24 protein-coding genes, 1 tRNA gene and 2 riboswitches are annotated in these 24355 nt (G+C 60.8%); of the genes, 13 read left to right on the forward strand and 12 right to left on the reverse strand.

Going from position 1 to position 24355, the window contains the following annotated elements:
* Window positions 1-12: 12 nt before the first annotated feature.
* The 3 genes from ACQY1P_RS21150 (at window position 13) to ACQY1P_RS21160 (ending at window position 1618) form a co-directional block, all read left to right on the forward strand.
* Window positions 13-693: a response regulator transcription factor gene (locus ACQY1P_RS21150; RefSeq protein WP_062462280.1), complete on the forward strand. Its 681-nt coding sequence runs from the start codon at window positions 13-15 to the stop codon at window positions 691-693.
* Between the two features lie 24 nt (window positions 694-717).
* Window positions 718-1173: a cyclic nucleotide-binding domain-containing protein gene (locus ACQY1P_RS21155; RefSeq protein ID WP_430255334.1), complete on the forward strand. Its 456-nt coding sequence runs from the start codon at window positions 718-720 to the stop codon at window positions 1171-1173.
* Window positions 1174-1366: 193 nt separating this feature from the next.
* The gene (locus ACQY1P_RS21160; protein ID WP_430255336.1) at window positions 1367-1618 is read left to right on the forward strand and encodes a hypothetical protein; all 252 of its coding nucleotides are present in this window, start codon (window positions 1367-1369) and stop codon (window positions 1616-1618) included.
* A 14-nt stretch (window positions 1619-1632) separates the two neighbouring features.
* On the opposite strand, the gene ACQY1P_RS21165 is transcribed toward ACQY1P_RS21160, so the two are convergent.
* From ACQY1P_RS21165 to tesB, 6 genes are all read right to left on the reverse strand, one after another.
* Window positions 1633-2436: an exodeoxyribonuclease III gene (locus tag ACQY1P_RS21165; RefSeq protein WP_430255338.1), complete on the reverse strand. Its 804-nt coding sequence runs from the start codon at window positions 2434-2436 to the stop codon at window positions 1633-1635.
* A gap of 111 nt (window positions 2437-2547) precedes the next feature.
* Window positions 2548-3207, reverse strand: coding sequence for an outer membrane lipoprotein carrier protein LolA (locus ACQY1P_RS21170; RefSeq protein WP_062581593.1), 660 nt, complete (start codon window positions 3205-3207; stop codon window positions 2548-2550).
* A gap of 93 nt (window positions 3208-3300) precedes the next feature.
* Window positions 3301-5982: an FtsK/SpoIIIE family DNA translocase gene (locus ACQY1P_RS21175; protein WP_062581591.1), complete on the reverse strand. Its 2682-nt coding sequence runs from the start codon at window positions 5980-5982 to the stop codon at window positions 3301-3303.
* 224 nt (window positions 5983-6206) lie between these two features.
* Window positions 6207-7568 carry an ammonium transporter gene (locus ACQY1P_RS21180; RefSeq protein WP_430255340.1) on the reverse strand — a complete coding sequence of 454 codons (1362 nt, stop codon included), beginning with the start codon at window positions 7566-7568 and terminating at the stop codon, window positions 6207-6209.
* 28 nt (window positions 7569-7596) lie between these two features.
* On the reverse strand, window positions 7597-7947 hold the full coding sequence (locus ACQY1P_RS21185; protein ID WP_062462263.1) for a P-II family nitrogen regulator: 351 nt from the start codon (window positions 7945-7947) through the stop codon (window positions 7597-7599).
* A 210-nt stretch (window positions 7948-8157) separates the two neighbouring features.
* Entirely contained in the window at window positions 8158-9045 is an 888-nt protein-coding gene (gene tesB / locus ACQY1P_RS21190) for an acyl-CoA thioesterase II (protein WP_430255342.1), read from the reverse strand.
* 114 nt (window positions 9046-9159) lie between these two features.
* Between tesB and ACQY1P_RS21195 the strand changes: the two genes are divergently transcribed.
* Window positions 9160-10374 (forward strand): ubiquinone biosynthesis hydroxylase, encoded by a 1215-nt coding sequence (locus tag ACQY1P_RS21195; protein ID WP_430255344.1) that lies wholly within the window; start codon window positions 9160-9162, stop codon window positions 10372-10374.
* A gap of 24 nt (window positions 10375-10398) precedes the next feature.
* On the opposite strand, the gene ACQY1P_RS21200 is transcribed toward ACQY1P_RS21195, so the two are convergent.
* The 4 genes from ACQY1P_RS21200 to ACQY1P_RS21215 form a co-directional block, all read right to left on the reverse strand.
* Window positions 10399-10587 carry a Trm112 family protein gene (locus ACQY1P_RS21200; RefSeq protein ID WP_062581585.1) on the reverse strand — a complete coding sequence of 63 codons (189 nt, stop codon included), beginning with the start codon at window positions 10585-10587 and terminating at the stop codon, window positions 10399-10401.
* A gap of 14 nt (window positions 10588-10601) precedes the next feature.
* Window positions 10602-11276 (reverse strand): LON peptidase substrate-binding domain-containing protein, encoded by a 675-nt coding sequence (locus ACQY1P_RS21205; RefSeq protein WP_062462253.1) that lies wholly within the window; start codon window positions 11274-11276, stop codon window positions 10602-10604.
* 162 nt (window positions 11277-11438) lie between these two features.
* On the reverse strand, window positions 11439-12452 hold the full coding sequence (gene trxA / locus ACQY1P_RS21210) for a thioredoxin (RefSeq protein ID WP_062462250.1): 1014 nt from the start codon (window positions 12450-12452) through the stop codon (window positions 11439-11441).
* Between the two features lie 81 nt (window positions 12453-12533).
* Window positions 12534-13031, reverse strand: a complete 498-nt coding sequence (locus tag ACQY1P_RS21215) for a prolyl-tRNA synthetase associated domain-containing protein (protein WP_430255346.1) — start codon at window positions 13029-13031, stop codon at window positions 12534-12536.
* 50 nt (window positions 13032-13081) lie between these two features.
* Between ACQY1P_RS21215 and ACQY1P_RS21220 the strand changes: the two genes are divergently transcribed.
* Window positions 13082-13294, forward strand: coding sequence for a hypothetical protein (locus ACQY1P_RS21220; protein ID WP_430255348.1), 213 nt, complete (start codon window positions 13082-13084; stop codon window positions 13292-13294).
* Window positions 13295-13369: transfer RNA gene (locus tag ACQY1P_RS21225), tRNA-Gly, on the forward strand.
* 139 nt (window positions 13370-13508) lie between these two features.
* On the opposite strand, the gene ACQY1P_RS21230 is transcribed toward ACQY1P_RS21225, so the two are convergent.
* Window positions 13509-14531, reverse strand: a complete 1023-nt coding sequence (locus ACQY1P_RS21230) for an aldose epimerase family protein (RefSeq protein WP_430255350.1) — start codon at window positions 14529-14531, stop codon at window positions 13509-13511.
* A gap of 121 nt (window positions 14532-14652) precedes the next feature.
* Window positions 14653-15576, reverse strand: a complete 924-nt coding sequence (metA, locus tag ACQY1P_RS21235) for a homoserine O-acetyltransferase MetA (protein ID WP_430255352.1) — start codon at window positions 15574-15576, stop codon at window positions 14653-14655.
* A 62-nt stretch (window positions 15577-15638) separates the two neighbouring features.
* A riboswitch (SAM riboswitch) is annotated at window positions 15639-15716 on the reverse strand.
* A gap of 118 nt (window positions 15717-15834) precedes the next feature.
* Here metA and ACQY1P_RS21240 point away from each other — a divergent pair.
* The 7 genes from ACQY1P_RS21240 (at window position 15835) to ACQY1P_RS21270 (ending at window position 24322) form a co-directional block, all read left to right on the forward strand.
* Entirely contained in the window at window positions 15835-16485 is a 651-nt protein-coding gene (locus ACQY1P_RS21240) for a thiamine diphosphokinase (protein WP_430255354.1), read from the forward strand.
* Window positions 16486-16492: 7 nt separating this feature from the next.
* Window positions 16493-18307, forward strand: coding sequence for an ABC-F family ATP-binding cassette domain-containing protein (locus tag ACQY1P_RS21245; protein WP_430255356.1), 1815 nt, complete (start codon window positions 16493-16495; stop codon window positions 18305-18307).
* A gap of 168 nt (window positions 18308-18475) precedes the next feature.
* On the forward strand, window positions 18476-18949 hold the full coding sequence (locus tag ACQY1P_RS21250; protein ID WP_062462225.1) for a response regulator: 474 nt from the start codon (window positions 18476-18478) through the stop codon (window positions 18947-18949).
* Window positions 18950-19116: 167 nt separating this feature from the next.
* A riboswitch (TPP riboswitch) is annotated at window positions 19117-19224 on the forward strand.
* Window positions 19225-19266: 42 nt separating this feature from the next.
* A complete protein-coding gene (gene thiB, locus ACQY1P_RS21255) occupies window positions 19267-20289 on the forward strand; it encodes a thiamine ABC transporter substrate binding subunit (protein WP_430255358.1) in 1023 nt (340 codons plus the stop codon).
* A gap of 15 nt (window positions 20290-20304) precedes the next feature.
* A complete protein-coding gene (locus ACQY1P_RS21260; RefSeq protein ID WP_325265475.1) occupies window positions 20305-21927 on the forward strand; it encodes a thiamine/thiamine pyrophosphate ABC transporter permease ThiP in 1623 nt (540 codons plus the stop codon).
* Entirely contained in the window at window positions 21920-22594 is a 675-nt protein-coding gene (locus ACQY1P_RS21265) for an ATP-binding cassette domain-containing protein (RefSeq protein WP_325265474.1), read from the forward strand. Before ACQY1P_RS21260 ends, ACQY1P_RS21265 begins: the two co-directional genes overlap by 8 nt.
* A 213-nt stretch (window positions 22595-22807) precedes the next feature.
* Entirely contained in the window at window positions 22808-24322 is a 1515-nt protein-coding gene (locus tag ACQY1P_RS21270) for a M48 family metalloprotease (protein WP_430256755.1), read from the forward strand.
* Window positions 24323-24355 lie beyond the last annotated feature (33 nt).

Consider the following 24355-nt stretch of genomic DNA (forward strand, 5'->3'; position numbering starts at 1 on the left):
GGCAAGAACTGCATGGCGAGAACGATACTGCTGGTCGATGACGACGATGATCTGCGCGAGACCCTTGTGGAGCAGCTCGGCTTCTACGACGAATTCTCGATTCTGCAGGAAGCCAATGCAACCAAGGCGGTCAATACCGCCAAGGCGACCCAGGTCGATCTTCTGATCATGGATGTCGGCTTGCCGGATATGGACGGCCGCGAGGCGGTCAAGGTTCTGCGCAAGAACGGCTTCAAGGCCCCGATCATCATGCTGACCGGCCACGACACCGATTCCGACACGATCCTCGGCCTCGAAGCTGGCGCCAACGATTACGTGACGAAGCCGTTCCGCTTTGCTGTTCTGCTTGCGCGTATCCGTGCCCAGCTTCGCCAGTACGAACAGAGCGAGGACGCCACGTTTACCGTCGGCCCCTACCTGTTCAAGCCGAGCCAGAAGCTTCTGACCACGGACGATGGCAAGAAGATCCGTCTGACCGAAAAGGAAGCGGCGATCATCCGCTATCTCTATCGCGCCGGGCTGAAGGTCGTCACACGCGATATTCTTCTGGAAGAAGTATGGGGCTATAATTCCGGTGTTACAACGCATACACTGGAAACCCATGTCTATCGTCTGAGACAGAAGATCGAGCGCGACCCCTCGAATGCTGAGATTCTGGTGACGGAAAACGGTGGATACAAGATCGTTCCTTAACCTCGAAGACCGCAAACCCGCAAAATGGCACTGTCCGACGATATCCGGCTTCTGTCGCAAGTGCCGCTTTTCAGGGAACTGGATGGCGACCAGCTGCGGCTGATTGCGTTCGGGGCGGAACGACGCTCAACATCCGGCGGCCAGGAGCTGTTTCGCGAGCGTTCCCCCGCCGAATCCGCCTTCATCGTCTGCAAAGGCAGTTTCGACCTTTACTCGACCACCCGCGACGGCACCGTTCGTCTCGACAAGACGGTCGGGGCCGGCACGCTTCTATCCGAGCTCGCGCTGGTGACCATGGTCGAGCGCAAGTTCACGGCAATCGCCGCCGAAGATTCCGAAACGCTGAGGATCGGCCGATCCCTGTTCGAGCGCCTGCTGGAGGAATATCCGCAGGTCGGTCGTCTCATCGAAAACCGCATCCGCGACAACATCGTCAACCTTGCCAAGGCGGCGCTCGCCATGCAGCACCGGTTCCGCTGAAGTTTGGCTGCTAGCTGCTTCCCTAGTCGACCATCCCTCACCCTAAATGCTTGATTAACCGAGAAATTGCAGCGACACCGCATGGCAGTTTCTGCGTGTTAATTTGCGCGGACAAGCTTAGGGGTGGCCATGCAAGGCAAAAAAAAGCAGTATCGGTAAAGCAGCAATCATTGTCGGAGCCCTCGCCGGAATAATGGCATCGCTTATTCCCTGGGAGGAGCTTTCAGCTCCAGCTGGCGAATTCGCGTTCTGGGCAACTAAAATCTTCGCTGGTTTGGGCGGCGTTTATCTCCTGGGCTTGCTTATCTGGTCTTGGAAATCAAACCGTGAGATGAACCGTCTCATCGATCAGCGCGCGCGGTTCCAAACGCGAATGACGCCGGAAAACAAAAACTATTTCAATGCTCTAAGCGATGATCCATCGGAAAATAAGCACAGCCGCTAGACGGCACCCGCCGCTTAGAACTTGAACACTGCCGTCACCGGAACGTGGTCCGATGGCTGGGTCCAGCCTCGGGCTTCCTTCAGCACCTCGATCCGGTCGAGAAACGGGCCAAGGTCCGGCGATGACCAGATATGATCGAGACGGCGACCCTTGTTGGCGGCTTCCCAGTCCTTGGCGCGGTAGCTCCACCAGGTGTAGATCTTTTCCGGCTCCGGCGTGTACTGGCGCATCAGATCGAGCCAGCCGCCCTTGGAGATGATCTCCTTCATGCCCTCAGTTTCGACCGGCGTGTGACTGACGATCTTCAGAAGCTGCTTGTGCGACCACACATCGTGCTCCAGCGGTGCGATATTCAGATCGCCGACGAGGATCGACGAAATGCCGGGCGTCGCATCGGCCTTCAAAACCTTCATCTCTTCGACAAAATCCAGCTTGTGGCCGAATTTCGGATTGATCGTCCGGTCCGGCTCGTCGCCTCCCGCAGGCACGTAGAAATTATGCACCCGGATGCGCCGGGTACCCGTCCCGAAAAGCGCCGAGATGTGCCGGGCATCGCCGACATTGCAGTAATTCTGGCGGTGATCTTCCGAGAGCGGGATCCGCGAGGCGATGGCGACGCCGTGATAGCCCTTCTGGCCGTGCACGATGATATGCTCGTAACCGAGGTCTCTCAGCGGCTGGTAGGGGAATTCAGGCTCCTGGCACTTGATCTCCTGCAGGCAGAGAATGTCCGGCTGGTTGCGGGTAATGAACTGCTGCACGATCGGCATGCGAAGCCGGACCGAGTTGATGTTCCAGGTGGTGATGGAGAATGTCATGCCTGCCCTCGCTGATGGGCATCACCTCTAGGCAATTTCGCATAGCAGGAAAAGCAAAAAGGGCCGCGTTTCCGCAGCCCTCCAAAAGCGATCCGTCCTAGTCGATATGTCTTACTTCACCTGATCATAGGGGATGGTGAACACTCTCTCGTCCATCGCCACGCCGTTGCGGACGTTATAGACCATCACGGACGTATCCTTGTTCTGGGCGTCGGTGATCGTCCACTGGCGAAGGTCGAAGGTCTTGGTGTCGAACATCATGGTGATAGTCGAGTCGCCGAAGATCGACTTGTTGCCGAGCACGATCGTCGTCAGGTCGGTTTCCTCACGCACGCTGCGCACGGTCGCGGATGTCAAATCGATGCGCTCGGACAAGAGCAGGCTGAGCGGCGTCTTCGACAGCGGGTAGATATCCCAGGTCTTGAGCTTGACGTTGCCCACGACCACGTTGCGACCATCGGCAATCACGCGCAGCGGCGACGGATCCTCGAAGTTGAAGCGCAGCTTGCCGGGGCGTTCGATAAAGAACTTGCCGCCGGTCTGTTCACCGCGCGGCCCGAACTGAACGAACTCGCCCATCATCGTCTTCACCGACGAGAAATGGTCGGCGATCCGCTGAGCCGAGGCACCGGCTGCGGCCTGCGCCAGAACGGGCTTGGCCGCTCCCGCAACCAGCAGTCCGGCAACACCGCCGGCAAGGCCGAGCGAGAACTGGCGACGGCCGAGAAGTCCGGTCATGCTTTTGGAAAGAGTGGTCTTTTGTTCTGTCATTCTGGTCTCCTTCCGTGTTTCTGTTGTGGAAACACGGCGTCTTGATGGCCGCTTGCGCCGGATCACGAACCCCTGAAGACCGCTTTACCGGCCTTACCGATCCAGCACATCCGCTTCGGTCGGCACGAGGATCTCGCGCTTTCCGGCATGGTTGGCCGGGCCGATCAGGCCCTCCTGCTCCATCCGCTCGATCAGCGATGCCGCACGGTTGTAGCCGATGCCGAGACGGCGCTGGATGTAGGATGTGGAGGCCTTGCCGTCTTTGAGCACAACCGCCACCGCCTGGTCGTAAGGATCGTCCGAGTCGGAGAGGTTGGAAGTGCCGGCAGGTCCTGCGCCCTCGCCATCCTCGTCGTCATCAGCCGTGATAGCTTCGAGATATTGGGGCGACCCTTGAGTTTTCAAGTAGGCGACGATCTCTTCGACCTCGGTATCGGAGACGAAAGGCCCGTGGACACGCTGAATCCGACCGCCGCCCGCCATGTAGAGCATATCGCCCTGACCCAGCAGCTGTTCGGCACCCTGTTCGCCGAGAATGGTACGGCTGTCAATCTTCGACGTGACCTGGAAAGAGATACGGGTCGGGAAGTTGGCCTTGATCGTGCCGGTGATGACGTCGACCGAGGGGCGCTGCGTCGCCATGATCACATGGATGCCGGCCGCACGCGCCATCTGCGCCAGACGCTGGACAGCGCCTTCGATATCCTTGCCCGCTACCATCATCAGGTCGGCCATTTCGTCGATGATGACGACGATATAGGGGATCGGCTGCAGGTCGAACTCTTCCGTCTCGTAAACCGCCTCGCCGGTCTGGCGATCAAAACCGGTCTGGACGGTACGGGTCAGAACCTCGCCGCGTTCCATCGCCTGCTCGACGCGCGAATTGAACCCGTCGATATTGCGCACGCCGATCTTCGACATCTTCTTGTAGCGCTCTTCCATCTCGCGGACGGTCCATTTGAGCGCGACAACGGCCTTCTTCGGATCGGTGACGACGGGAGACAGAAGATGCGGGATGCCGTCATAGACGGAGAGTTCGAGCATCTTCGGGTCGATCATGATCAGGCGGCACTTCTCCGGCGTGTAACGATAGAGAAGCGAGAGGATCATCGTGTTGATAGCGACGGACTTACCCGAACCGGTGGTACCGGCCACGAGAAGATGCGGCATCTTGGCGAGATCGGCGACAACAGGCTCGCCCCCGATCGTCTTGCCGAGTGCCATGGCAAGCTTTGCCTTGCTGGTTTCGAAATCCTTAGAGCCGATCATTTCGCGCAGATAGACGGTTTCGCGGATGCGGTTCGGCAGCTCGATCCCGATCGCGTTGCGGCCGGGAACGACCGCGACACGGGCGGCGATGGCGCTCATGGAGCGGGCGATATCGTCGGCAAGTCCGATCACGCGGGACGACTTGATGCCCGGCGCAGGTTCCAGTTCGTAGAGTGTCACGACAGGGCCCGGGCGGACGTGAATGATCTCGCCCTTGACGCCGAAATCCTCCAGCACGCCTTCCAGCATGCGGGCGTTCTGCTCCAGCGCGTCAGCCGACAGCGAAGCATCGCGGGCAATCGCCTTTGGTTCGGCAAGCAGGTGCACGGAGGGCAGTTGGAACCCGTCGGCAGAGATAAACGAGCCCTGCGCATCGCGACCGACGCGGGCGCTGGGCTTGGGAGGCGGTGCCGCCGGGACGACGCGCGGAGAGCCGTTGCCAGCAGATTTCGGCCCGCGCGCGGCCGCGAAATCCTCATCGTGGTCGGCGAGGATCCCGGCCGGGCGCCGTGGATTGTCTCCCGTATCGAGCGACGAATCATCGTCGTCATCCGCGTCATTGGAGGACATCGGCGGTGCCGATACGATCCGGCGTGGCGACAGGACCCGCTCCGGTGCGCCATCGAGCGACGGCTCCATCCGGCTTCTGCCACCGGCAGAGGCCTGCTTGGCACGGACCGGCTCGTTCAGGGTGCCGAATTCGTCGTCGTTGAAATCATAGGGCTGGTCGAAACCGACACGGGCGCGGGGCTTTGCGCCAGTCAGCCGCCGCAGGCGCGCCTGAGCGATATACCAGTAGTGTGCCAGTGCGCCGAACGCCAGGAAGCCTCCGAAGAGGCCGTTGTCGTCGCCGTCATCGTCCTCATCCTGACGGTTGCGCGCGGAGACGGCGGCCACGGGCGCATCGTCGTCATCGCTTTCCGTCTCGACGGCTTCGCCGACAAAGCCGGAGGCAAACAGCATCAGCCAGATGCAGGGAATGGTAAAGATGCAGCCGAGCACGGTTGCGACCATGCCGGTCGGATAGGCACCGACGAAGAGAGCCGGGAAGCGCAGTATCATGTCGCCAATGACGCCGCCGATGCCGTTCGGGATAGGCCAGGTCGCCGGCGCCGGAAAGCAGCCGAGCGTCGCCGAGGCAAGAAGCGTACCGCCGCCCCATGCTGCAAGCCGCGCCGGAATGCGATCGTAACGACGCCCGGAAATCAGAGCGAGCGCCAGGGCAAGGATTGGAAGCAGCGCAAAGATGCTCGCAAGTCCGAGGAACTGCATCATCAAGTCGGCGAAGGCTGCGCCCGAAAAGCCGAGGATATTGGCAGGCGGGTTGTCGGTGGCGTAGGAGAAACTCGGATCTGCGACATTCCACGTGGCAAGGGCTGCCACCGCCAGCGCCAGCAGCGTGAAAATGCCAAAGCCTGTCAGCGCAAGCGCCTGTCGCCAGACAAAGGCTGTGAGTACCAGGCGGGTGGATCGATTTGCCATAGCCGCCGAACTGCTTCTGCCCATCTTGTCTGCCCGCCGTCCTGAAAAACCGCCTGTTTCATGAACCGGCAGGTTTCGGCCGGTCACGCAATTCCAGGCAGAATACCCCCGCGATGGTTAACGCGACTTTAACCAAGATTGATCGGGTGGAATTCGCTTGGCAAAACGCAAAAGCCCGGACCAGAGGCCCGGGCTTGTGTGATGGTCATCAGAGATTGACGCTGCCTTCGAGAGGCAGTTGCAGCCTCTTACGAGTGGTAGGCAGCTTCGCCGTGCGAGGCGAGATCGAGACCTTCGCGTTCTGCTTCCACGGTAACGCGCAGGCCCACGACGAGATCGACGATCTTGTAGATGAGCAGCGAGCCGATACCGCACCATGCGATGGTGACGAGAACGGCATAGACCTGGGTCATGAACTGACCGCCCATCGTGACGCCTTCGGCATAGCCGATACCGCCGAGCGAGGCGGATGCGAAGATGCCCGTGGCAAGAGCGCCGAACAGGCCGCCGATGCCGTGGACGCCGAACACGTCTGCCGTGTCGTCATAGCCGAACTTGTTCTTGATGACGGCAACGAAGAAGTAGCACAGCGGCGAGACGATCAGACCCATGACGATGGCGCCCATCGGACCGGCAATGCCGGCAGCCGGCGTGATGGCGACGAGACCGGCGATCATGCCCGAGACAGCACCGAGCAGCGAAGCCTTGCCGCGGGTGAAGGTTTCGACAACGCACCACGAGAGGACGGCTGCAGCGGTTGCAACAAAGGTGTTGACCGTTGCGAGCATCGCGCCGCCCGAAGCTTCGAGGTTGGAGCCTGCGTTGAAGCCGAACCAGCCGACCCAGAGCATTGCAGCGCCGACCAGCGTCAGCGTCATCGAATGCGGGGCCATCATGTCCTTGCCGTAGCCGGTACGCTTGCCGACCATGATCGCACCGATCAGACCTGCAAGACCTGCATTGATGTGAACGACGGTGCCGCCGGCAAAGTCAAGCGCGCCCCAGCCGAAGATCAGGCCGTTTGCGTCCCAGACCATGTGGGCGATCGGGAAGTAGACGAAGGTAACCCACAGGATGCAGAACAGGATCGAAGCCGAGAACTTGATGCGCTCGGCGAAGGCGCCAATGATCAGTGCAGGCGTCAGAGCCGCAAAGGTCATCTGGAACATCACGAAGATGAATTCCGGAATGACCACGCCGTCGGAGAAGGTTGCAGCCGTCGAGTCCATGTTGACACCCGACAGGAACATTTTCGCCGTACCACCCCAGAAGGCGGAGGTGCTGCCACCGAAGGCGAAGGAATAGCCGTAGGTGACCCAGATGATCATGATGGCGGCGCCGGCAACGGTGCACTGCATCAGGACCGACAGCATGTTCTTGGTGCGGACGAGGCCGCCGTAAAACAGGGCGATGCCCGGCATCAGCATGAACAGCACGAGAAGCGTGCAGATGAACATGAACGCGGTGTCGCCCTTGTCGGCAACCGGGGCCGCAGCCGCGGCAGCGACTGCCGGTGCGGCAGCGTCCTGCGCAAAGGCGACGGCGGGCGCGGCGAAGGCCGCAGCCGCGGCACCGAGGCGCCCGAGAGTGGAAAATTTAGTGAATTGCATAGCTTGAAGACTCCCCTGTCAGCCGTTCTTACAGCGCTTCAGTATTGGTTTCGCCGGTGCGGATGCGCACGGCCTGCTCGATCGAATAGACAAAGATCTTGCCGTCGCCGATCTGGCCGGTCTTGGCGGAAGAGGCGATTGCTTCAACGGCTTTTTCGACGAGGTCGGTCGGAACCGCGATCTCGATTTTCAGCTTCGGCAGGAAGCTGACCGCATATTCCGTCCCACGGTAGATTTCCGTGTGTCCCTTCTGGCGTCCGTAGCCCTTTACTTCGGTCACGGTAAGGCCCTGGATACCGACAGCGGTGAGGGCTTCGCGCACCTCATCCAGCTTGAATGGCTTGATAATGGCCATTACAATTTTCATCTGGCTTCCCATCCTTTGTTGCTCGGCTCGGGGCCGATTCTCCTGGATCACTGCCTGATCAAGAGCAGCGACTGACATGACACATTCAAGGGTCATGCCAGTTTGAAAAGCCAGATTAAGCTATTGATAAGAATGACCCTTTTAGAAAGTCGCCAAATAACGGGCAACGCGCCGGCCAAATTGCGGCGAAAACTTGTGCAGTTTTCTCAAAATGCCCAAATATTATTCATTTGCTCTTTTACGAATCAAACCTTCTTGTGCGACGGATGCGACGAGCTCGCCGGATCGACTGTAGATTGCGCCGCGGGTCATGCCGCGCGCGCCGGATGCGCTGGGACTGTCCTGCGAATAGAGCAGCCAGTCGTCGAAACGGATCGGACGGTGGAACCACATCGCATGGTCGATACTCGCGGCCTGGATGGTTGGATCGAAGATCGAGGTGCCGTGCGGATAGAGAGATGCATCGAGAAGCGTCATGTCGGAGAGATAGGCAAGCAGCGCTGCCTGGATCGGCCGGTCGTCCGGCACCGGGCCGGTGGTCCTCACCCAGATATCCTGGCGCGGCTCCAGCTTCTCCTTGGACAGATAATGCGCAAGCGACGTCGGCCGCATCTCGATCGGACGCTCGCGAGACCAGTAGCGGCGCACGGCATCCGAGCCGTGCTTGAGGAACATCTGCTTGAATTCGCTTTCCGGCATCAGCTCTTCCGGCATGGCGACGGGCGGCATCGACATCTGATGGTCGTAACCGCCTTCTTCGATCTGGAACGAAGCGGACATCGAAAAGATGGCATGACCATGCTGGATGGCGACAATCCGTCGCGTGGTGAAGCTCGACCCGTCCCTGATACGCTCCACTTGGTATATAATCGGCACCAGCGGATCTCCAGGCCGCAGGAAATAGGCATGCAGCGAGTGCACGAAGCGATCGCTGGCGACCGTCCGCTGTGCCGCAACCAGCGCCTGGCCGATCACCTGTCCGCCGAACACTCTCTGCCATCCCGTGTCGGGGCCGGTCCTGCCGCGAAACAGGTTCTCCTCCAGCTTTTCGAGGTCGAGTACTGTCAGCAATGCGCTGATGGGATCGATCGGGGTAGAAGAACTCGACATTAAGACGGACTCCGGCGGTAGGAAGCGGGCACTTGATGATCTATATCTAAGGCTAAGCGTTTCGAGCTCAAATGGAAACGCCACGAAGTGTTTGACGTGCTCGGGAGTTTTTCAATGCTGGACATGCTGGTTGTGGGTGGTGGTTATGTGGGCCTTGCGGCGGCGGTCGCGGTCAAGCAGGCGGCGCCGCATCTGGAGGTCCAGGTCGTCGAGGCCGCACCGGCCGGTGTCTGGGAAAAGGACGAGCGCGCCTCCGCGATCATCGCGGCCGCCAGCCAGATGCTCGACATCCTCGGCACCTGGGACGAGATCTTGCCGCATGCCCAACCCATCAACCGGATGATCGTCACCGACAGCCGGACATCCGATCCGGTCCGCCCGGTCTTTCTCACCTTCGACGGCACGATCCAGGCAGGCAAGCCCTTCGCCCACATGGTGCCGAACGTCGCGATGGTGCGCGCACTGCGCGGTGCCGCCGATCGGCTCGGCGTCTCGATCCGTCACGGCCTTTCCGCCACCGGCTTCGAGACGACGGCAACGCATACGACCGTGAAGTTTTCCGATGGCTCGACCGAGGACACACGCCTCCTCGTCGCCTGCGACGGCGTGCGCTCGAAGCTGCGCGACATGGCCGGCATCCGCACTGTCAACTGGACATACGACCAGTCCGGCATCGTCGCGACGGTTGCCCATGAACGCGACCACGAAGGCGTGGCGGAAGAGCATTTCCTGCCGTCCGGCCCGTTCGCCATCCTGCCGCTCACCAACAATCGCTCGTCGCTGGTCTGGACGGAGCGCACCGATGCCGCCGAGCGCCTGATGGCATCGGACGACTTGATCTTCGAGGAAGAGCTGCAGCGGCGCTTCGGCCACAAGCTGGGCGAGATCCGGCTGGTCGGCGGTCGCAAGGCCTATCCGCTCAGCCTCACCCTGTCGCGTGCCTTTGTCGCACCGCGCTTCGCGCTTGCCGGCGATGCCGCCCACGGCATTCATCCGATCTCCGGCCAGGGCCTCAACCTCGGCTTCAAGGATGTGGCAGCGCTTGCCGAGACCGTCGTCGAGGCGGATCGCCTCGGCCTCGACATCGGCTCGCTCAATGTGCTCGAGCGCTACCAGTCGTGGCGGCGTTTCGATACGTTCCGGATGGGCGTGACGACGGATGTGCTGAACCGGCTGTTTTCCAACGACGTCACGCCAATCCGCATCGCCCGCGATTTCGGCTTGGGCGTCGTGGAGCGGCTTCCGAAGATCAAGGATTTCTTCATCGGTCAGGCCGCCGGAACGACGGTGAAGGACAACCCGAAACTGCTGAGCGGCCGATCGATCTGAAGGCTGCACGGCTCGATCTGAAGGCTAGTCCTCGAGCTTGCGGGCTTCCGACATGAGCATGATCGGGATCCCGTCGCGGATCGGATAGGCAAGGCGCGCGCCTTGCGACACGAGCTCGTTGTTTTCGCGATCGAGTGACAGCCTTCCCTTGGTCAGCGGACAGACGAGAAGATCGAGCAGTTTCGGGTCCACCTTGCTGAGTTTTTCGTCCATGACCGGCCTTTGCCCTACTGCAGCACGTTCGCTGTCCCGGACCCTTGCGCGAGCAGGATCTCGGTGATTGCGATCAACGTATCAGCCCGGCTCTTCAGATCCGGTGCCTCAAGAAGCGCCTGCTTCTCGGCAGGGCCAAAGGGCGACATCATCGACAGCGAATTCACCAGCGTCCGGTTTCCGGCCCGCTCGATGCTTTCCCAGTCCGCCTCCAGCTTGTTGGCGTCGAGATAGGCCTTGAAGACCCGCAGCAGTTCCGGCCGATTGACGGCTTTTTCATCATCCTCGTCGGTCAGATCGGACAGGAAAGGCGCGTGTCTGAATTTGCGGAACGGATGGCCGCCACCGATCTCATCGAGCAGCCTGAAGCGGCAGATCCCGCTGAGCGAAATGATGTAGCGGCCATCGCCGGTTTCGGCAAAGGACGTGATCCGACCGGCGCAACCGATCGACGACAGCGCCGAGCGCCCGCCGCCGAGCGGCTCATCCGGTTCCATCAATGATGGCTGCACGATGCCGATCAACCTGTCGCCCGCAAGCGCTGCATCGAACAGGGACAGATAACGCGGCTCGAAGATATTGAGAGGAAGCTGGCCTCCCGGCAGGAGCAAAGCCCCAGTCAGCGGAAAGACCGGGATCGTTTCCGGAAGATCCTCCCGCTTCAGATAGCGCGCGTTTCCCACATGCATTGGTCCGATACCTCCCAGACCACATTCACCGGACAAAAATGTCTGTCCGAATCTGGCCGTTGTCCAAACCTGGCCGTTAAGCCAAACCTATAAAACTAATGTGGGGCATCGTCGCCGGAACGCAAGGCTGCGATCCGGCTTAGCGATCAATCGGCAACACAATCAGGAGAACAGGATCGACGAAAGACGACGGCGCCCGGAAATCGTAGCCGGATCTTTCGGCCCCCAGACCTCGAAGAATTGCAGCAGCTGGCGGCGCGCGCCATCGTCGTCGAAGGTGCGGTCCTTGCGCATGATGGTCAGCAGGTGATCGGCCGCCTTTTCGCGTTCGCCCTGGACGTTGAGGATCTTGGCGAGGCTCACGCGGGCCTCGTGATCGTCGGGGTTGGCGGCAAGCTGCTGCTCGAGTGCGACAGGGTCACCCAGCTTGCGGGCTTCCTCGATCTGCTCCAGCTTCTTGGCGACCGCCTGTATTGCGGGATCGGCAGCCATCTCTTCGGGCAGGGAGGCGAGCATCTCGCCGGCGCGGGCCGTTTCGCCCATGCCGATCAGGCACTGCATCATGCCGGCCGCAGCCTTGGGGTTTTCCGGGTCGGCCTGCAGAACGGCGCCGTAGAGCTGTGCGGCACCCTGGATATCGTCCTGTCCGAGCAGGGTTTCCGCATCGCCGAGCACCGCCTCGATCTCGGCCGCCTGGTCCATGCCCTCTGGACCTGCGACCTTTTCGATGAACTCGCGGATCTGGCTTTCCGGAATGGCACCCATGAACCCGTCGACCGGACGGCCATCGGCAAAGGCGATCACGGCCGGGATCGACTGGATCCCGAGCTGTCCCGCGATCGAGGGATGGTCGTCAATGTTCATCTTGACGAGCCTGACGCGACCCTGGGCTTCGTTGACGACCTTTTCGATGACGGGCGTGAGCTGCTTGCACGGACCGCACCAGGGCGCCCAGAAATCGACGAGAACCGGCTGGCTGCGCGATGCCTCGATCACGTCCTTGCCAAAGCCTGCGGTCGTCGTGTCCGAGATATAGCTACCGGCAGCAGCAGGGGCAGAGGAAGCCGCGGGCGCTGGGGCCGCTGCAGGCGTCGAACCGAAGTTCACCGTCGCGTTCTGGCCACCGTAGTTACCGGCGCCGTAGGAGCCACCATAAGGATTGTTCGTGCCGCTCATGAAAGTGTTCTCCCGGAAAAAGTCCAATCGGCACACGGCCGATGCGCATTATGTCTTACTCTGAATTGCAGAGATCGTATGTCAGCCCGTCACTTTCAAGACAAGCGGCGTATGGCCCGTCGCCTCCAGAAAGCGGATAAGATCGTCGCGACCGATCGACGTCGTCGCATCGTTTGAGAGTGGATGGCCATTGATCACCTCTTCGCTCAACAGGTCTTCGTCGAGCACGAACGTGACGTTGTTATCCGTGTCGTTCAGCGCGCCGAACACGGTGACGGAGCCCGGCACGACGCCGAGAAATTCCAGCATCTTTTCAGGATTGCCGAACGAGACGCGACTGGAGGCCCCGATCACCTTGTGGACGGTCTTTAGATCGACGCTGGCATTTTCTTCGACCGTGATGACGAAGAACTGGTCCTTCTTGTCTTTGACGAACAGGTTCTTGGTATGCCCGCCCGGGATCTCGTCACGCAGGCTGGCTGATTCCGATACCGTAAACACCGGTGCATGCGCTTTCGTCTTGTGGGCAATATCGAGGCTATCGAGAAAGGCGAACAGGTCTTCTGCAGTATTTGGCATGATCGATCTTGGCTGCTCTTGAGGTGTTGGCCCCGGCCGGCGGGGTAAGGATGGCGGACTATAGACAGATTGTTCGGACCGGCCAAGATGCACGCCTGGGCGCAAACCCTTGTTTCGCAGGGACTTTCAAAGCGCCTGAAAAATTCTTCATCGAGATCGTCATTTCCCTGTTGCATTTAAAAAAAGTCTGGGCCATATACCGCCCGTCGCCGGCAACGAGCGGCACCGACGATCCAGACTACCACCGGGTCGACGGTTTATGAGCGGGTGTAGCTCAGTGGTAGAGCACAACCTTGCCAAGGTTGGGGTCGAGGGTTCGAATCCCTTCGCCCGCTCCAAATTCTCCCTTCAGACGAAAAAACGAATAACGGTATTGGTACCCAGTAGGGTACCTCGTCTATTATCGTCATTCGCTGGCTGCCTGCATCCTCGCAGCCAGACTGAGGCCGCCTTTCGGCAGCCTCAGCCCTCATCGCCTCAGCTCTTCGAAAACACGTAGTCGGTTTCCTGGCGCAGGGTTTCGCCCGGGCGAAGCACTGCATTGGGGAAAGTCTCGTGGTTGATTGCATCGGGCCAGACCTGGGTTTCCAGGCAGAAGCCGGCGTAAGGCGCGTAGGGACGGCCTTCCATGCCGGGCACCGGCAAGGCGAGCTTGAAGCCCGCGTAGAACTGGATCCCCGGCTCCGTGGTGCGCACTTCGAGCTGCACGCCGGAATACAGGCTGCGGGCAAGCGCGACCGAGCGCTTGGCAGTCCTCTCCTCCGAGAGGCAGTAGTTATGATCGAACGTCACCTGTTCGCCATCGGCGCCGGTGCGCTGGATCGGACCCATCTCGCTCAGGTCGAACGTGGTGCCAGCAAGCGGCATCAGGACGCCGGTCGGCACCATCCTTTCATCCACCGCCGTCAACTCAGCCGCGGCGATCATCATGTCGTGGCCGAAAATGTCGGGACGACCGTCGAGATTGAAATAGGAGTGCTGGCAGACGTTGGCGGGCGTCGGCTGGTCGGTCACCGTGTCGTAGATCACCGAAAGCACCCCGTCTTCCATCAGCTGGTAGGTCGCAGTGACGGTGCAGTTGCCGGGATATCCGGCGCGTCCGTCCGGGTCGGTGATCTGCAGCACGACTCGGTCTTCCGCGTGATCGACGATCGACCAGATGCGCCGGGCGATACCGTCGGATCCGCCGTGCAGATGGGTTACGCCGTCTTCGTTGAGTTCCAGCTGGTATTCTGTGCCGTCGATCGAGAAGCGGCCATCGCCGATGCGATTGGCACAGCGACCAGGCGTGGCGCCGAAATAGGGAGAATAGGCCTCATAGTCCGCAAAATTGTCGAACCCCAGCACCAAAGGCGGCTCGTGGCCGGCAAGCCGCAGATCCTGAATAACGGAGCCCCATGTAAGAACCTGGGCTGTCAGCCCGCCGCCCGACAGCGTGATCCGATGCACCGCCTCGCCGCTCTTCGTCGTGCCGAAAATCTCGAATTCATGACCCGTCATAACCCATCTCCCGAATGTTTGCGGCAAACTGCGTGATTTCGATCAAAGCTGCAACGAGGCCAGCGGAAAATTCCGTCAGGCTCTCATCCAGCAAGGATGACGGGGCAGAAACCGGTCTCGGTCACTCGGTGCCGATTTTTTCGAGGTCGTACGGCGTCGTCTGGTAGATCTCGTTGATCCAGTTTCCAAACAGCAGATGCGCATGGCCGCGCCAGCGGTTGAGCGGAGCCAGCGTATCGTCGTTGTGCGGAAAATAGTCGTGCGGCATCTTGATGGGGATGCCGGCATCGACATCGCGGAAATACTCGTCGGCAAGCGAGGTGGAATCGTATTCGACGTGGTTAAACATGAACAGCCGCCGTCCGGCCCGCTCATGCACGAGGCAGAGGCCCATTTCGTCTGATTCCATCAGGATCTCGAGGTCACTGCCGGCCTTTTCAACATCCTCCCGACGAACTTCCGTCCAGCGCGACACCGGCACCTGGAAATCGTCGGAGAAGCCGTTGAGATAGACAGAGGCCGGCGACAGGTTGCGGTGGCGATAGACCCCAAACGCCTTTTCCTTCAGCCCGTGCTTCGGAACGCCGTGGAAATGATAGATGGCGGCCATCGCCCCCCAGCAGACATTCATGGTGGAATGCACGTTGGTGGTGGTCCAGTCGAAAATTTCCTTCATCTCCTGCCAGTAGGTGACGTCTTCGTAGGGCAGGGTTTCCACCGGCGCGCCGGTGATGATGAAACCGTCGAATTTGCGGTGCTTCACCTCTTCCCACGTCTCGTAGAACGACAGGAGATGATCTTCCGATGTGTTCTTGGCTTTGTGGCCGCCGATGCGGACCAGCGAAAACTCGACCTGCAGCGGCGAAGCGCCGACAAGGCGCGCCATCTGCACTTCGGTCTTGATCTTGTTGGGCATGAGGTTGAGTAGCCCGATCTGCAGTGGCCGGATGTCCTGCCTGACCGCCATCGTTTCGGTCATCACGCGCACGCCCTCGGAAATGAGCGTGTTGAAGGCAGGCAGCGTATCGGGGATCTTGATCGGCATATCTTCAACCCAAAAACAAAAAGCCGGCACGAAGAATCGCAGCCGGCCCGTGGGAAGTTTTTGAAACTCTTCTCGCGGCCCTTTAGCGACTTTTTTTACGTGGCTGCAAGCCGGCCGGCCAAATCACCACGGAATTTCGACTTTTCAAATAATCCTTGCCACGCCCGCCGTCAATGGGAGCAAAAATGACCGCTTTCGCACGAACAGTGCGACACGCGCCTTTCCCTTGCCAGCCGCTTTAGGATAAGGGCATGGGCAATGGCCAACTCGACCTTCACGATCCTGCTCGGCGGTGACCTCACCGTAACAGACCGACTGCAAAAGGCAGTTGCCGCAAGCCGCTTCATTGCGGCCGATAGCGGCATGCGGCATGCGCAGGCGCTGGGTGTGATGCCGGAGCTCTGGGTGGGCGATTTCGATTCCTCCGACGCAGACCTGATCGCGCGCTTTCCGGATGTCGAGCGCCGGACCTATCCGCCGGAAAAGAACGAGACGGACGGCGAGATTGCAACGGCCGAAGCGATCGAACGCGGCGCGACGCGGCTCATCCTGATCGGCGCACTGGGCGGAGAACGCTCCGACCATGCGCTCCAGCATTTTCTGCATGCGATGAGCCTTGCCGAACGCGGCCATGACGTTTTCCTGACGTCCGGCGAGGAAGAGGCTGTGCCGTTTCTCGCCGGCACGATGACGCTCGACCTGCCCAAGGGCACGTTGTTTTCCGTCATCGGTTTCACAGGCCTTGCAGGCCTCGACATTCTTGGCGCGCGCTATCCACTCAAGGATTACACGCTGCCCTTCGGTTCCTCCCGCACCGTGTCCAACGTTGCAGAAGGGCCCGTCCAATTCCATTTACGTGACGGGAGGGCGATGATCCTTGCCCGTCCAAACGATTTTTCCGGAGCATAGACGCCGCATGGCACCGCCAATTCTGAAACTCGACGATATCGTTCTAACCTTCGGCGGCACGCCGCTTCTCAACGGAGCTGCCCTGCAGGTGGAGCCCGGCGACCGCATCTCTCTCGTCGGCCGCAACGGCTCGGGCAAATCGACGCTGATGAAGATCGCCGCTGGCATGGTGGAAGCGCAGTCGGGTGAGGTTTTCCGGCACCCCAATGCGACGATCCGCTATCTCGAACAGGCGCCGGATTTTGCTGGTTACAAAACCGTGCAGGCCTATGCGGAAGCGGGGCTTGGACCTGGCGACGATCCCTACCGCGTCACCTATCTGCTGGAGCATCTCGGCCTGACAGGAGAGGAAGACCCGGTCAGGCTTTCCGGTGGCGAGGCGCGACGCGCAGCACTTGTCCGCGTCATGGCGCCGGAACCGGATATCCTGATGCTGGACGAGCCGACCAACCATCTGGATCTGCCGACCATCGAATGGCTGGAAGACGAGCTGCGCAAGACCCGCAGCGCACTGGTCGTCATCAGCCATGACCGTCGCTTTCTCGAAAAAGTGTCCAACGCCACCGTCTGGCTGGACCGCGGCACGTCCCGCCGCCTGTCGCGCGGTTTCGGCCATTTCGAAGCCTGGCGCGACCAGGTTCTCGAAGAGGAAGAGATCGAGCAGCACAAGCTCGGCAAGGCAATCGAGCGCGAAGAACACTGGATGCGCTACGGCGTGACCGCAAGGCGCAAGCGCAACATGCGCCGCGTCGGCGAACTGCAGGCCATGCGTGCCGACTACCGTGGCCACAAGGGACCGCAGGGCTCCGTCCAGGCCTCCGTCGCCGAAGGTCGCGAGTCCGGCAAGTTGGTGGTGGAAGCGGAAAACATCACCAAGACCTATGACAAGCCGATCGTTGCGCCATTCTCGATCCGCATTCATCGCGGCGACCGGATCGGCCTGGTTGGTCCGAATGGCGCTGGTAAGACGACGCTTCTCAAGATGCTGACGGGTCAGCTTGCTCCCGACAGCGGCTGGATCAAGCTCGGCACCAATCTCGAAATTGCCACGCTTGACCAGAAGCGCGAGGACCTCGACCCCGCAGATACGCTGTCTCACTACCTGACAGACGGCCGCGGCGAGACGCTGCTAGTCAACGGCGAACAGCGGCATGTGGCGGGCTACATGAAGGATTTCCTGTTCCAGCCGGAACAGATCCGCACGCCGATCAAGAACCTCTCCGGGGGCGAGCGCGCGCGCCTGATGCTGGCCCGCATGCTGGCCAAACCCTCGAATCTTCTGATCCTCGACGAACCGACCAACGACCTCGACATCGAGACGCTGGACCTCTTGCAGGAAATCGTCGCGGGCTATGCCGGCACCGTCATTCTCGTCAGCCATGACCGCGACTTTCTCGATCGGACCGTGACTTCGACGATCGCCCCGACAGACCCGGATGCCCCTGATGGCCGCTGGATCGAATATGCGGGCGGCTATACCGACATGCTGCAGCAGCGCAAAGGCATGGCCGACGAAAAGCGCCGCGCCGATAAGGCGGAAAAGGCGAAAACGGACAGCACTGCTCCGGCTGCCACCAAGTCAAAGGGCAAGCTCTCCTTCAAGCAGAAGTTCGCGCTGGAAAACCTCCCCAAGGACATGGCCAAGGCGCAGGACGAGATCGCTACATCCGAACGGAAGATGGCCGATCCCAAACTCTTCGCCAAAGACCCGTCGGCGTTTTCAAAGCTTGCCGCAGAGACGGCAAAACTACGCGATCGTGTCGCCAAAATGGAAGAAGAATGGCTGGAGCTTGAGATGCTCCGAGAACAGATTGAAGGATAGTTAAAGAATTCCTATACTTAACAAATAAATATCCACCGTTTTATTTGTCGCGAGCCGGAACAAACATTCCCCAGTGACGTTCGGCATCCATCAAGTGGTCGAAATGCGTAGTGCGGTATGAATGCCGACATGCCGACCAGATGGAAACAAAACGGTTAGGAATGTCCAATGCTGACTAATGTGATGCGTCGTCGGCTGGCGAGTGATGCAATGGAACAGCGCGTTCTGATCGTTGAGGACGAATTCCTGATCGCGCTTGATGTTGCCGAGACTGTCGAGAGCATGGGTCTCAAGGTTGCAGGCTTTGCCAGCGCCCGCAAGCACGCCCTGTCGCTCGGTGCATACGCCGATATCGCGCTGGTCGACGTCAATCTCTCCGACGGCCGGACCGGTCCGGAAATCGGGCGCGAACTCGCTGCCGAATACGGCCTGACGGTCATCTTCATGACGGCCAATCCGGAAGACGTGAAAGACGGCGTCGAGGGATCGCTCGGCGTTCTGACCAAGCCCGTCATGCCGCATGTGGTGGAGCAGACAATCGACTATGCCATCGCCAACCGTCTTGGCGGCATGGCGATCGTGCCGCGTGACCTCAAGATATTCCGCAACGACTCGCAGTCAGGCTACGCGCTCAACGCGTGAACCTTGTTGCCAAAGAACTACTAGCAAGAAAGCCGTCCGGCACGCCGGGCGGCTTTCTTGCTATCGCGACCGCTATCGCACGATGCCCCTCGTTCCTTGGCCCTGAACGCAAGACGGCAGCGGTTCGACACCACTTGCCAGACAATTCCTTCACCGTTACATCTACTCCCGCTCTAACGGGGTGCTGCGCGGTAACGTGCGGCTGAGAGGCTTTCAGCCAACCCGCGGAACCTGATCCGGCTAACACCGGCGGAGGGATTAGACGGCTCACGCTCAGCGCCTATTCCCCTTGTAGATTGATTTTGAAGGAGGCGTTGATGCGCAAACTCTTGCTATCGCTCACCGTGGCTGCGGCCACCATCATCATGTCGCCGGCAGCCAAGGCCGAAGACAAGGTGCTGACCATCTACACCTATGAAAGCTTTACTGCCGACTGGGGCCCCGGCCCCAAGGTGAAGGCGGCTTTCGAAAAGACCTGCGCCTGCAAGGTCGAATTCGTGGCTGTCGCCGATGGCGTAGCCCTTTTGACCCGGCTGAAGCTGGAGGGTGAGACGACCAAGGCCGATATCGCGCTCGGCCTCGACACCAACCTGATTTCGGAGGCCAAGGTCACCGGCCTGTTCGAACCGCATGGACTGCAGGCATCGTCCGGGAATGGCGGCATCAGCGTTCCCGGCAATTACGCCGATGATACGTTCCTGCCCTATGACTACGGTCATTTCGCCGTCGTCTACGACACGAAGACCATCAAGAACCCGCCGAGGAGCCTGAAGGAACTGGTGGAAGGCGATCCGTCGCAGAAGATCGCGATCGAAGATCCGCGCACCTCGACACCGGGCCTCGGCCTGCTGTTGTGGATGAAATCCGTCTATGGCGACAAGGCGCCGGAAGCCTGGGCAAAGCTGAAGGGCCGCATCCTGACCGTCACACCCGGCTGGTCGGAAGCCTATGGCCTGCTTACCAAGGGCGAAGTGCCGATGGTGCTCTCCTATACGACCTCGCCCGCCTATCACATGGTGGAGGAGAACGAGAACCGTTACCAGGCGGCTGCTTTTTCCGAAGGACATTACGTTCAGATCGAAGTGGCCGGCATGCTGAAGGGCGCCCGTGACAAGGATCTCGCCCGTGACTTCCTCAAATTCATGGTGTCGCAGGGTTTTCAGGACGTGATCCCCACTACCAACTGGATGATGCCGGTGACGAAGACGTCGCAGCCGCTGCCCGACGCTTTCGGCAAGCTGGTCATGCCGGAAAAGACATTCCTGATGGGATCCGACGAAGTCGCGAAGAACCGCCAGGCATGGATCGACGAATGGCTCAACGCCATGAGCATGAACTGATCGGCTGAACCGGGCATGCTGCTGACCGCTGCCGAGCGAAGACGGGGGATTTCCGGAGGGGTGCTGAGCCTCGTCGCGATCGCGCTTTTCGTCGGCATCGCGGTCTCGGCCCTGCTGTCCTGGGACGCCCCTGAAACGCAGGGGCGATTGTTCTCGGCCTATACCGGCCGCATCCTGCAGTTCACGCTGTGGCAAGCGGCGCTATCGACCTTGTTCTCCGTATGCCTTGCCCTTCCCGTAGCGCTGTCAATGGCGAGACGGCCACATTTCATCGGCCGCGTCTGGATCGTGCGGCTGATGGCGCTGCCGATGGGCCTGCCGGTTCTGATCGGGGCGCTGGGTCTGATCGGCATCTGGGGCCGCCAGGGCGCGGTGAACGGCCTCCTATCGACATTGGGGCTGGAGCAACCGATCAGCATTTACGGCCTGACCGGCATTCTTCTGGCCCACGTGTTCTTCAACCTGCCGCTGGCCGCCCGGCTGTTTCTCGTGGCGCTTGAGCGGCAGCCGGCCGAATACTGGCTTTTGTCCTCAAGCCTCGGCATGAAGCCGTTGTCGATCTTCCGTTTCATCGAAGGCCCGGCCCTAATCCGCGTCGTGCCAGGCATTGCCGGGCTGATCTTCATGCTATGCGCCACCAGTTTCACGCTGGTCCTCATCCTCGGTGGCGGGCCGGCGGCAACGACACTGGAAGTAGCGATCTACCAGTCGCTGCGCTTCGATTTCGATCCGCCCCGCGCCATCGGATTGGCGGTGCTGCAGATTGCGGTAACCGGCCTGATCCTCGCCGCCCTCGCGTTTCTCCCCGCCCCCGACGGCACACATGTGACCGCCGGCCGCGCCACCCGCCGCTTCGATGGACGCACATGGGGCGCAAGGCTGTGGGACGGCTCGACCATCCTCGCTGCGACCCTGTTTCTCGTCCTGCCGCTTGCCTCGATCTTCCTAGCCGGCATCAAGGCCGATCTCTGGCGGCTGGCCTCAAGCCCCGCCTTCCTCAACGCGGCCTATACAAGCCTGTCGATCGCGCTCTTGTCAGGCCTCCTGGCCGTCAGCGTGGCTCTGGCGATCATTCATGCGCGCATTGCAATCAGGGATCTCCGCCACCCCGGCATCCCGGCGCGTGGACTGGCGGCGATGCTGGGTGCGACGTCGTCGCTGGTGCTGCTGGTGCCGCCGGTCGTGATCGGGACAGGCTGGTTCCTGCTGCTTCGCCCGTTTGGCGATGTCTCGCGTTTTGCCCCCGCACTGGTCGCGGCCATCAACATGCTGATGGCGCTGCCCTTCGTGATGCGGGTGCTGGAACCCTCGATCGAGGATCATCGGCGGCAGACGGCACGGCTGGCCGCGAGCCTCGGCGTATCAGGCCTTTCGCGATTGCGGCGGATCGACCTGCCCTTCCTGATCGGCCCTGTCCTGACGGCACTGTCGTTTGCCATGGCGCTCTCGCTCGGCGATCTCGGAGCCGTGGCACTGTTCGGCTCCACGGAACTGACGACCCTGCCCTGGCTCGTCTACAGCAGGCTGTCGAGCTACCGAACCAACGACGCCGACGGGCTTGCCCTGCTTTTGGGCATGATATGTCTGGCGCTGACGATCCTCGGAAGTCTGAGCCGGCGAAAGGGATACGATGGCTGACGGCATCCGCCTGGAAAAGACTGCGCTGCAACTCGGCACCAAACGGTTCAGCTTCGATATCGCCATGACCGACGGCGCGATTACCGCCGTGACAGGGCCGTCGGGATCGGGAAAATCGACCCTGCTGAACCTCATCGCAGGCTTCGAGATACCGGAGTCCGGCCGCATCCTGATCGCGGGCGAGGACGTGACCCACGCCCACCCCTCAAAGCGGCCGATTTCGCTGGTGTTCCAGGACAACAATCTGTTCGCCCATCTCGACCTCGTCACCAATATCGGCCTCGGTGTCGATCCGTCGCTGAAGCTTTCGCGTGAGGACAGGGCGAGAATATCGCAATCACTCGAACGTGTCGGGCTTTCAGGCTTCGAGACACGCAAACCGGGAACGCTGTCCGGCGGCGAGAGGCAACGCGCTGCCTTCGCGCGGGTGCTGGTGAGAAAGAGGCCCGTTTTGCTGATGGACGAGCCGTTTGCGGCGCTTGATCCCGAACTCAGGGCTTCGATGGCATCGCTGCTTCTGGACCTGCACCGCGAAACCGGCAATACGGTGGTGATCGTCAGCCACGACCGCGCCGAGGTTCAAAAGCTTGCCGATGTGGTGGTCGCCGTCGACGATGGCACGATCGTGAACTCCGCCGCAAACACGGCTATTCCTTACGCCCGCTAGAGGCCAGTCGACGGAGCGTCGTCACGAATAGAGACAGGCGAAAACCAACGTTATCGCAGTGCCACAATTTGGTCTTGCGGCGATGTCATCGCCTTGGTTTATCAGAAGTCAATTGCAAACGCGCCGGCTGAACCTATCTCTTTTATCTGTGCATGCGATGCGAAAATCGGTACGAAGCGAAGGTGAACAGGACTGACGGTGCAGAAGACACGGATCAAAACACGCGAGGACGCGACACCCGGCAGGACCGGGCAGACCAGCGCACCGCGCCGTTGGAGACGCTTTGCCGTCGTGTTGCTCGCAGGTGCAGCACTCGCAGGCTGTCAGTCCGTGTTCGACCAGGCCTATACGCCGAACGTTTCTCCATCAGACTCGCCTCAGATCGTCGACGAAGTTCAAAAGAACGATCCGCGGGCGCAGATGGGTGCGCGCGAGCATCCCCGCATCGTGGCAAGCTACGGCGGCGAATATCGTGACGCCAAGACCGAACGGCTGGTGGCCCGGATTGCCGGTGCGCTGACCGCCGTTTCGGAAAATCCCACCCAGTCTTTCCGGATCACCATCCTCAATTCCCCGGCGATCAATGCCTTCGCCCTCCCCGGTGGCTATCTCTACGTCACGCGTGGACTGCTGGCGCTCGCCAACGACGCTTCCGAAGTTGCGGCCGTGCTGTCGCACGAGATGGGCCACGTGACCGCCAATCACGGTATTGAGCGCCAGCGGCGCGAAGAAGCCGAAGTGATCGCTAGTCGGGTGGTTGCCGAAGTTCTCTCGAGCGACATCGCTGGCAAGCAGGCGCTTGCCCGCGGCAAGCTGAGGCTGGCAGCCTTCTCCCGCCAGCAGGAACTGCAGGCAGACGTGATCGGTGTGCGAATGCTGGGCGAAGCCGGCTACGACCCCTATGCCGCTGCGCGCTTCCTCGATTCGATGGCGGCCTATGCGCGCTATTCGGCGGTCGATCCCGACAGCGACCAGAGCCTGGACTTCCTGTCCAGCCACCCGAATTCCGCGCAGCGCGTCGATCTGGCCCGCCGGCATGCCCGCAATTTCGGCCAGGAAGGCGTTGGCGATAAGGGTCGCGACTATTTCCTCGCCGGCATCGATGGTCTTCTCTATGGCGACAGCCCCCAGGAGGGTTATGTCCGCGGCCAGACCTTCCTGCACGGGGGCCTTGGAATACGCTTCGACGTTCCGCCGGACTTCCGCATCGACAACAAGGTGGAAGCGGTTCTCGCGACAGGACCTGGCGAAACCGCGATCCGTTTCGACGGCGTCGCCGCTGGCGACACCAGCAGCTTGCCCAACTATCTGACCAGCGGCTGGGTGGCAGGGCTTCAGCCGGAAACCGTGCGCGAGACAACCGTCAACGGCCTGCCGGCCGCGACCGCACGCGCCTCCGCCGAACGCTGGGATTTCGACGTGACCGTGATCAAGGTCAATGATCAGATCTTCCGGTTCCTGACGGCCGTTCCGAAGGGCAGTCCCGCTCTGGACACGACCGCACAGATCTTGCGCAACAGTTTCCGCCGCATGACACAGCCTGAAATCACGTCGCTGAAGCCGCTCCGCGTCCGCGTCGTGAGCGTCGGGCCGCAAGATACGATGGCATCGCTGTCAAGCCGGATGATGGGCACCGACCGCAAGCTGGACCTGTTCAAGCTGATCAACGCCATTCCGGTCGGCGCGACATTGTCACCGGGCCAAAAGGTCAAAATCATTTCCGAATGAGGCTTGTATAAAAGCTTCAAAGCGCGGAGGCCG

Origin of the sequence: Neorhizobium sp. DAR64872/K0K18 (assembly GCF_050500175.1) — a bacterium.
Classification (GTDB): domain Bacteria; phylum Pseudomonadota; class Alphaproteobacteria; order Rhizobiales; family Rhizobiaceae; genus Neorhizobium; species Neorhizobium soli.

Bases quoted from the DNA above. Each gene is read 5' to 3' on its own strand.
- ACQY1P_RS21150 (WP_062462280.1), top strand. From the start codon at position 13: ATGGCGAGAACGATACTGCTGGTCGATGACGACGATGATCTGCGCGAG.
- ACQY1P_RS21155 (WP_430255334.1), top strand. From the start codon at position 718: ATGGCACTGTCCGACGATATCCGGCTTCTGTCGCAAGTGCCGCTTTTC.
- ACQY1P_RS21160 (WP_430255336.1), top strand. From the start codon at position 1,367: ATGGCATCGCTTATTCCCTGGGAGGAGCTTTCAGCTCCAGCTGGCGAA.
- ACQY1P_RS21165 (WP_430255338.1), bottom strand. From the start codon at position 2,436: ATGACATTCTCCATCACCACCTGGAACATCAACTCGGTCCGGCTTCGC.
- ACQY1P_RS21170 (WP_062581593.1), bottom strand. From the start codon at position 3,207: ATGACAGAACAAAAGACCACTCTTTCCAAAAGCATGACCGGACTTCTC.
- ACQY1P_RS21175 (WP_062581591.1), bottom strand. From the start codon at position 5,982: ATGGGCAGAAGCAGTTCGGCGGCTATGGCAAATCGATCCACCCGCCTG.
- ACQY1P_RS21180 (WP_430255340.1), bottom strand. From the start codon at position 7,568: ATGCAATTCACTAAATTTTCCACTCTCGGGCGCCTCGGTGCCGCGGCT.
- ACQY1P_RS21185 (WP_062462263.1), bottom strand. From the start codon at position 7,947: ATGGGAAGCCAGATGAAAATTGTAATGGCCATTATCAAGCCATTCAAG.
- tesB (WP_430255342.1), bottom strand. From the start codon at position 9,045: ATGTCGAGTTCTTCTACCCCGATCGATCCCATCAGCGCATTGCTGACA.
- ACQY1P_RS21195 (WP_430255344.1), top strand. From the start codon at position 9,160: ATGCTGGACATGCTGGTTGTGGGTGGTGGTTATGTGGGCCTTGCGGCG.
- ACQY1P_RS21200 (WP_062581585.1), bottom strand. From the start codon at position 10,587: ATGGACGAAAAACTCAGCAAGGTGGACCCGAAACTGCTCGATCTTCTC.
- ACQY1P_RS21205 (WP_062462253.1), bottom strand. From the start codon at position 11,276: ATGCATGTGGGAAACGCGCGCTATCTGAAGCGGGAGGATCTTCCGGAA.
- trxA (WP_062462250.1), bottom strand. From the start codon at position 12,452: ATGAGCGGCACGAACAATCCTTATGGTGGCTCCTACGGCGCCGGTAAC.
- ACQY1P_RS21215 (WP_430255346.1), bottom strand. From the start codon at position 13,031: ATGCCAAATACTGCAGAAGACCTGTTCGCCTTTCTCGATAGCCTCGAT.
- ACQY1P_RS21220 (WP_430255348.1), top strand. From the start codon at position 13,082: ATGGCGGACTATAGACAGATTGTTCGGACCGGCCAAGATGCACGCCTG.
- ACQY1P_RS21230 (WP_430255350.1), bottom strand. From the start codon at position 14,531: ATGACGGGTCATGAATTCGAGATTTTCGGCACGACGAAGAGCGGCGAG.
- metA (WP_430255352.1), bottom strand. From the start codon at position 15,576: ATGCCGATCAAGATCCCCGATACGCTGCCTGCCTTCAACACGCTCATT.
- ACQY1P_RS21240 (WP_430255354.1), top strand. From the start codon at position 15,835: ATGGCCAACTCGACCTTCACGATCCTGCTCGGCGGTGACCTCACCGTA.
- ACQY1P_RS21245 (WP_430255356.1), top strand. From the start codon at position 16,493: ATGGCACCGCCAATTCTGAAACTCGACGATATCGTTCTAACCTTCGGC.
- ACQY1P_RS21250 (WP_062462225.1), top strand. From the start codon at position 18,476: ATGCTGACTAATGTGATGCGTCGTCGGCTGGCGAGTGATGCAATGGAA.
- thiB (WP_430255358.1), top strand. From the start codon at position 19,267: ATGCGCAAACTCTTGCTATCGCTCACCGTGGCTGCGGCCACCATCATC.
- ACQY1P_RS21260 (WP_325265475.1), top strand. From the start codon at position 20,305: ATGCTGCTGACCGCTGCCGAGCGAAGACGGGGGATTTCCGGAGGGGTG.
- ACQY1P_RS21265 (WP_325265474.1), top strand. From the start codon at position 21,920: ATGGCTGACGGCATCCGCCTGGAAAAGACTGCGCTGCAACTCGGCACC.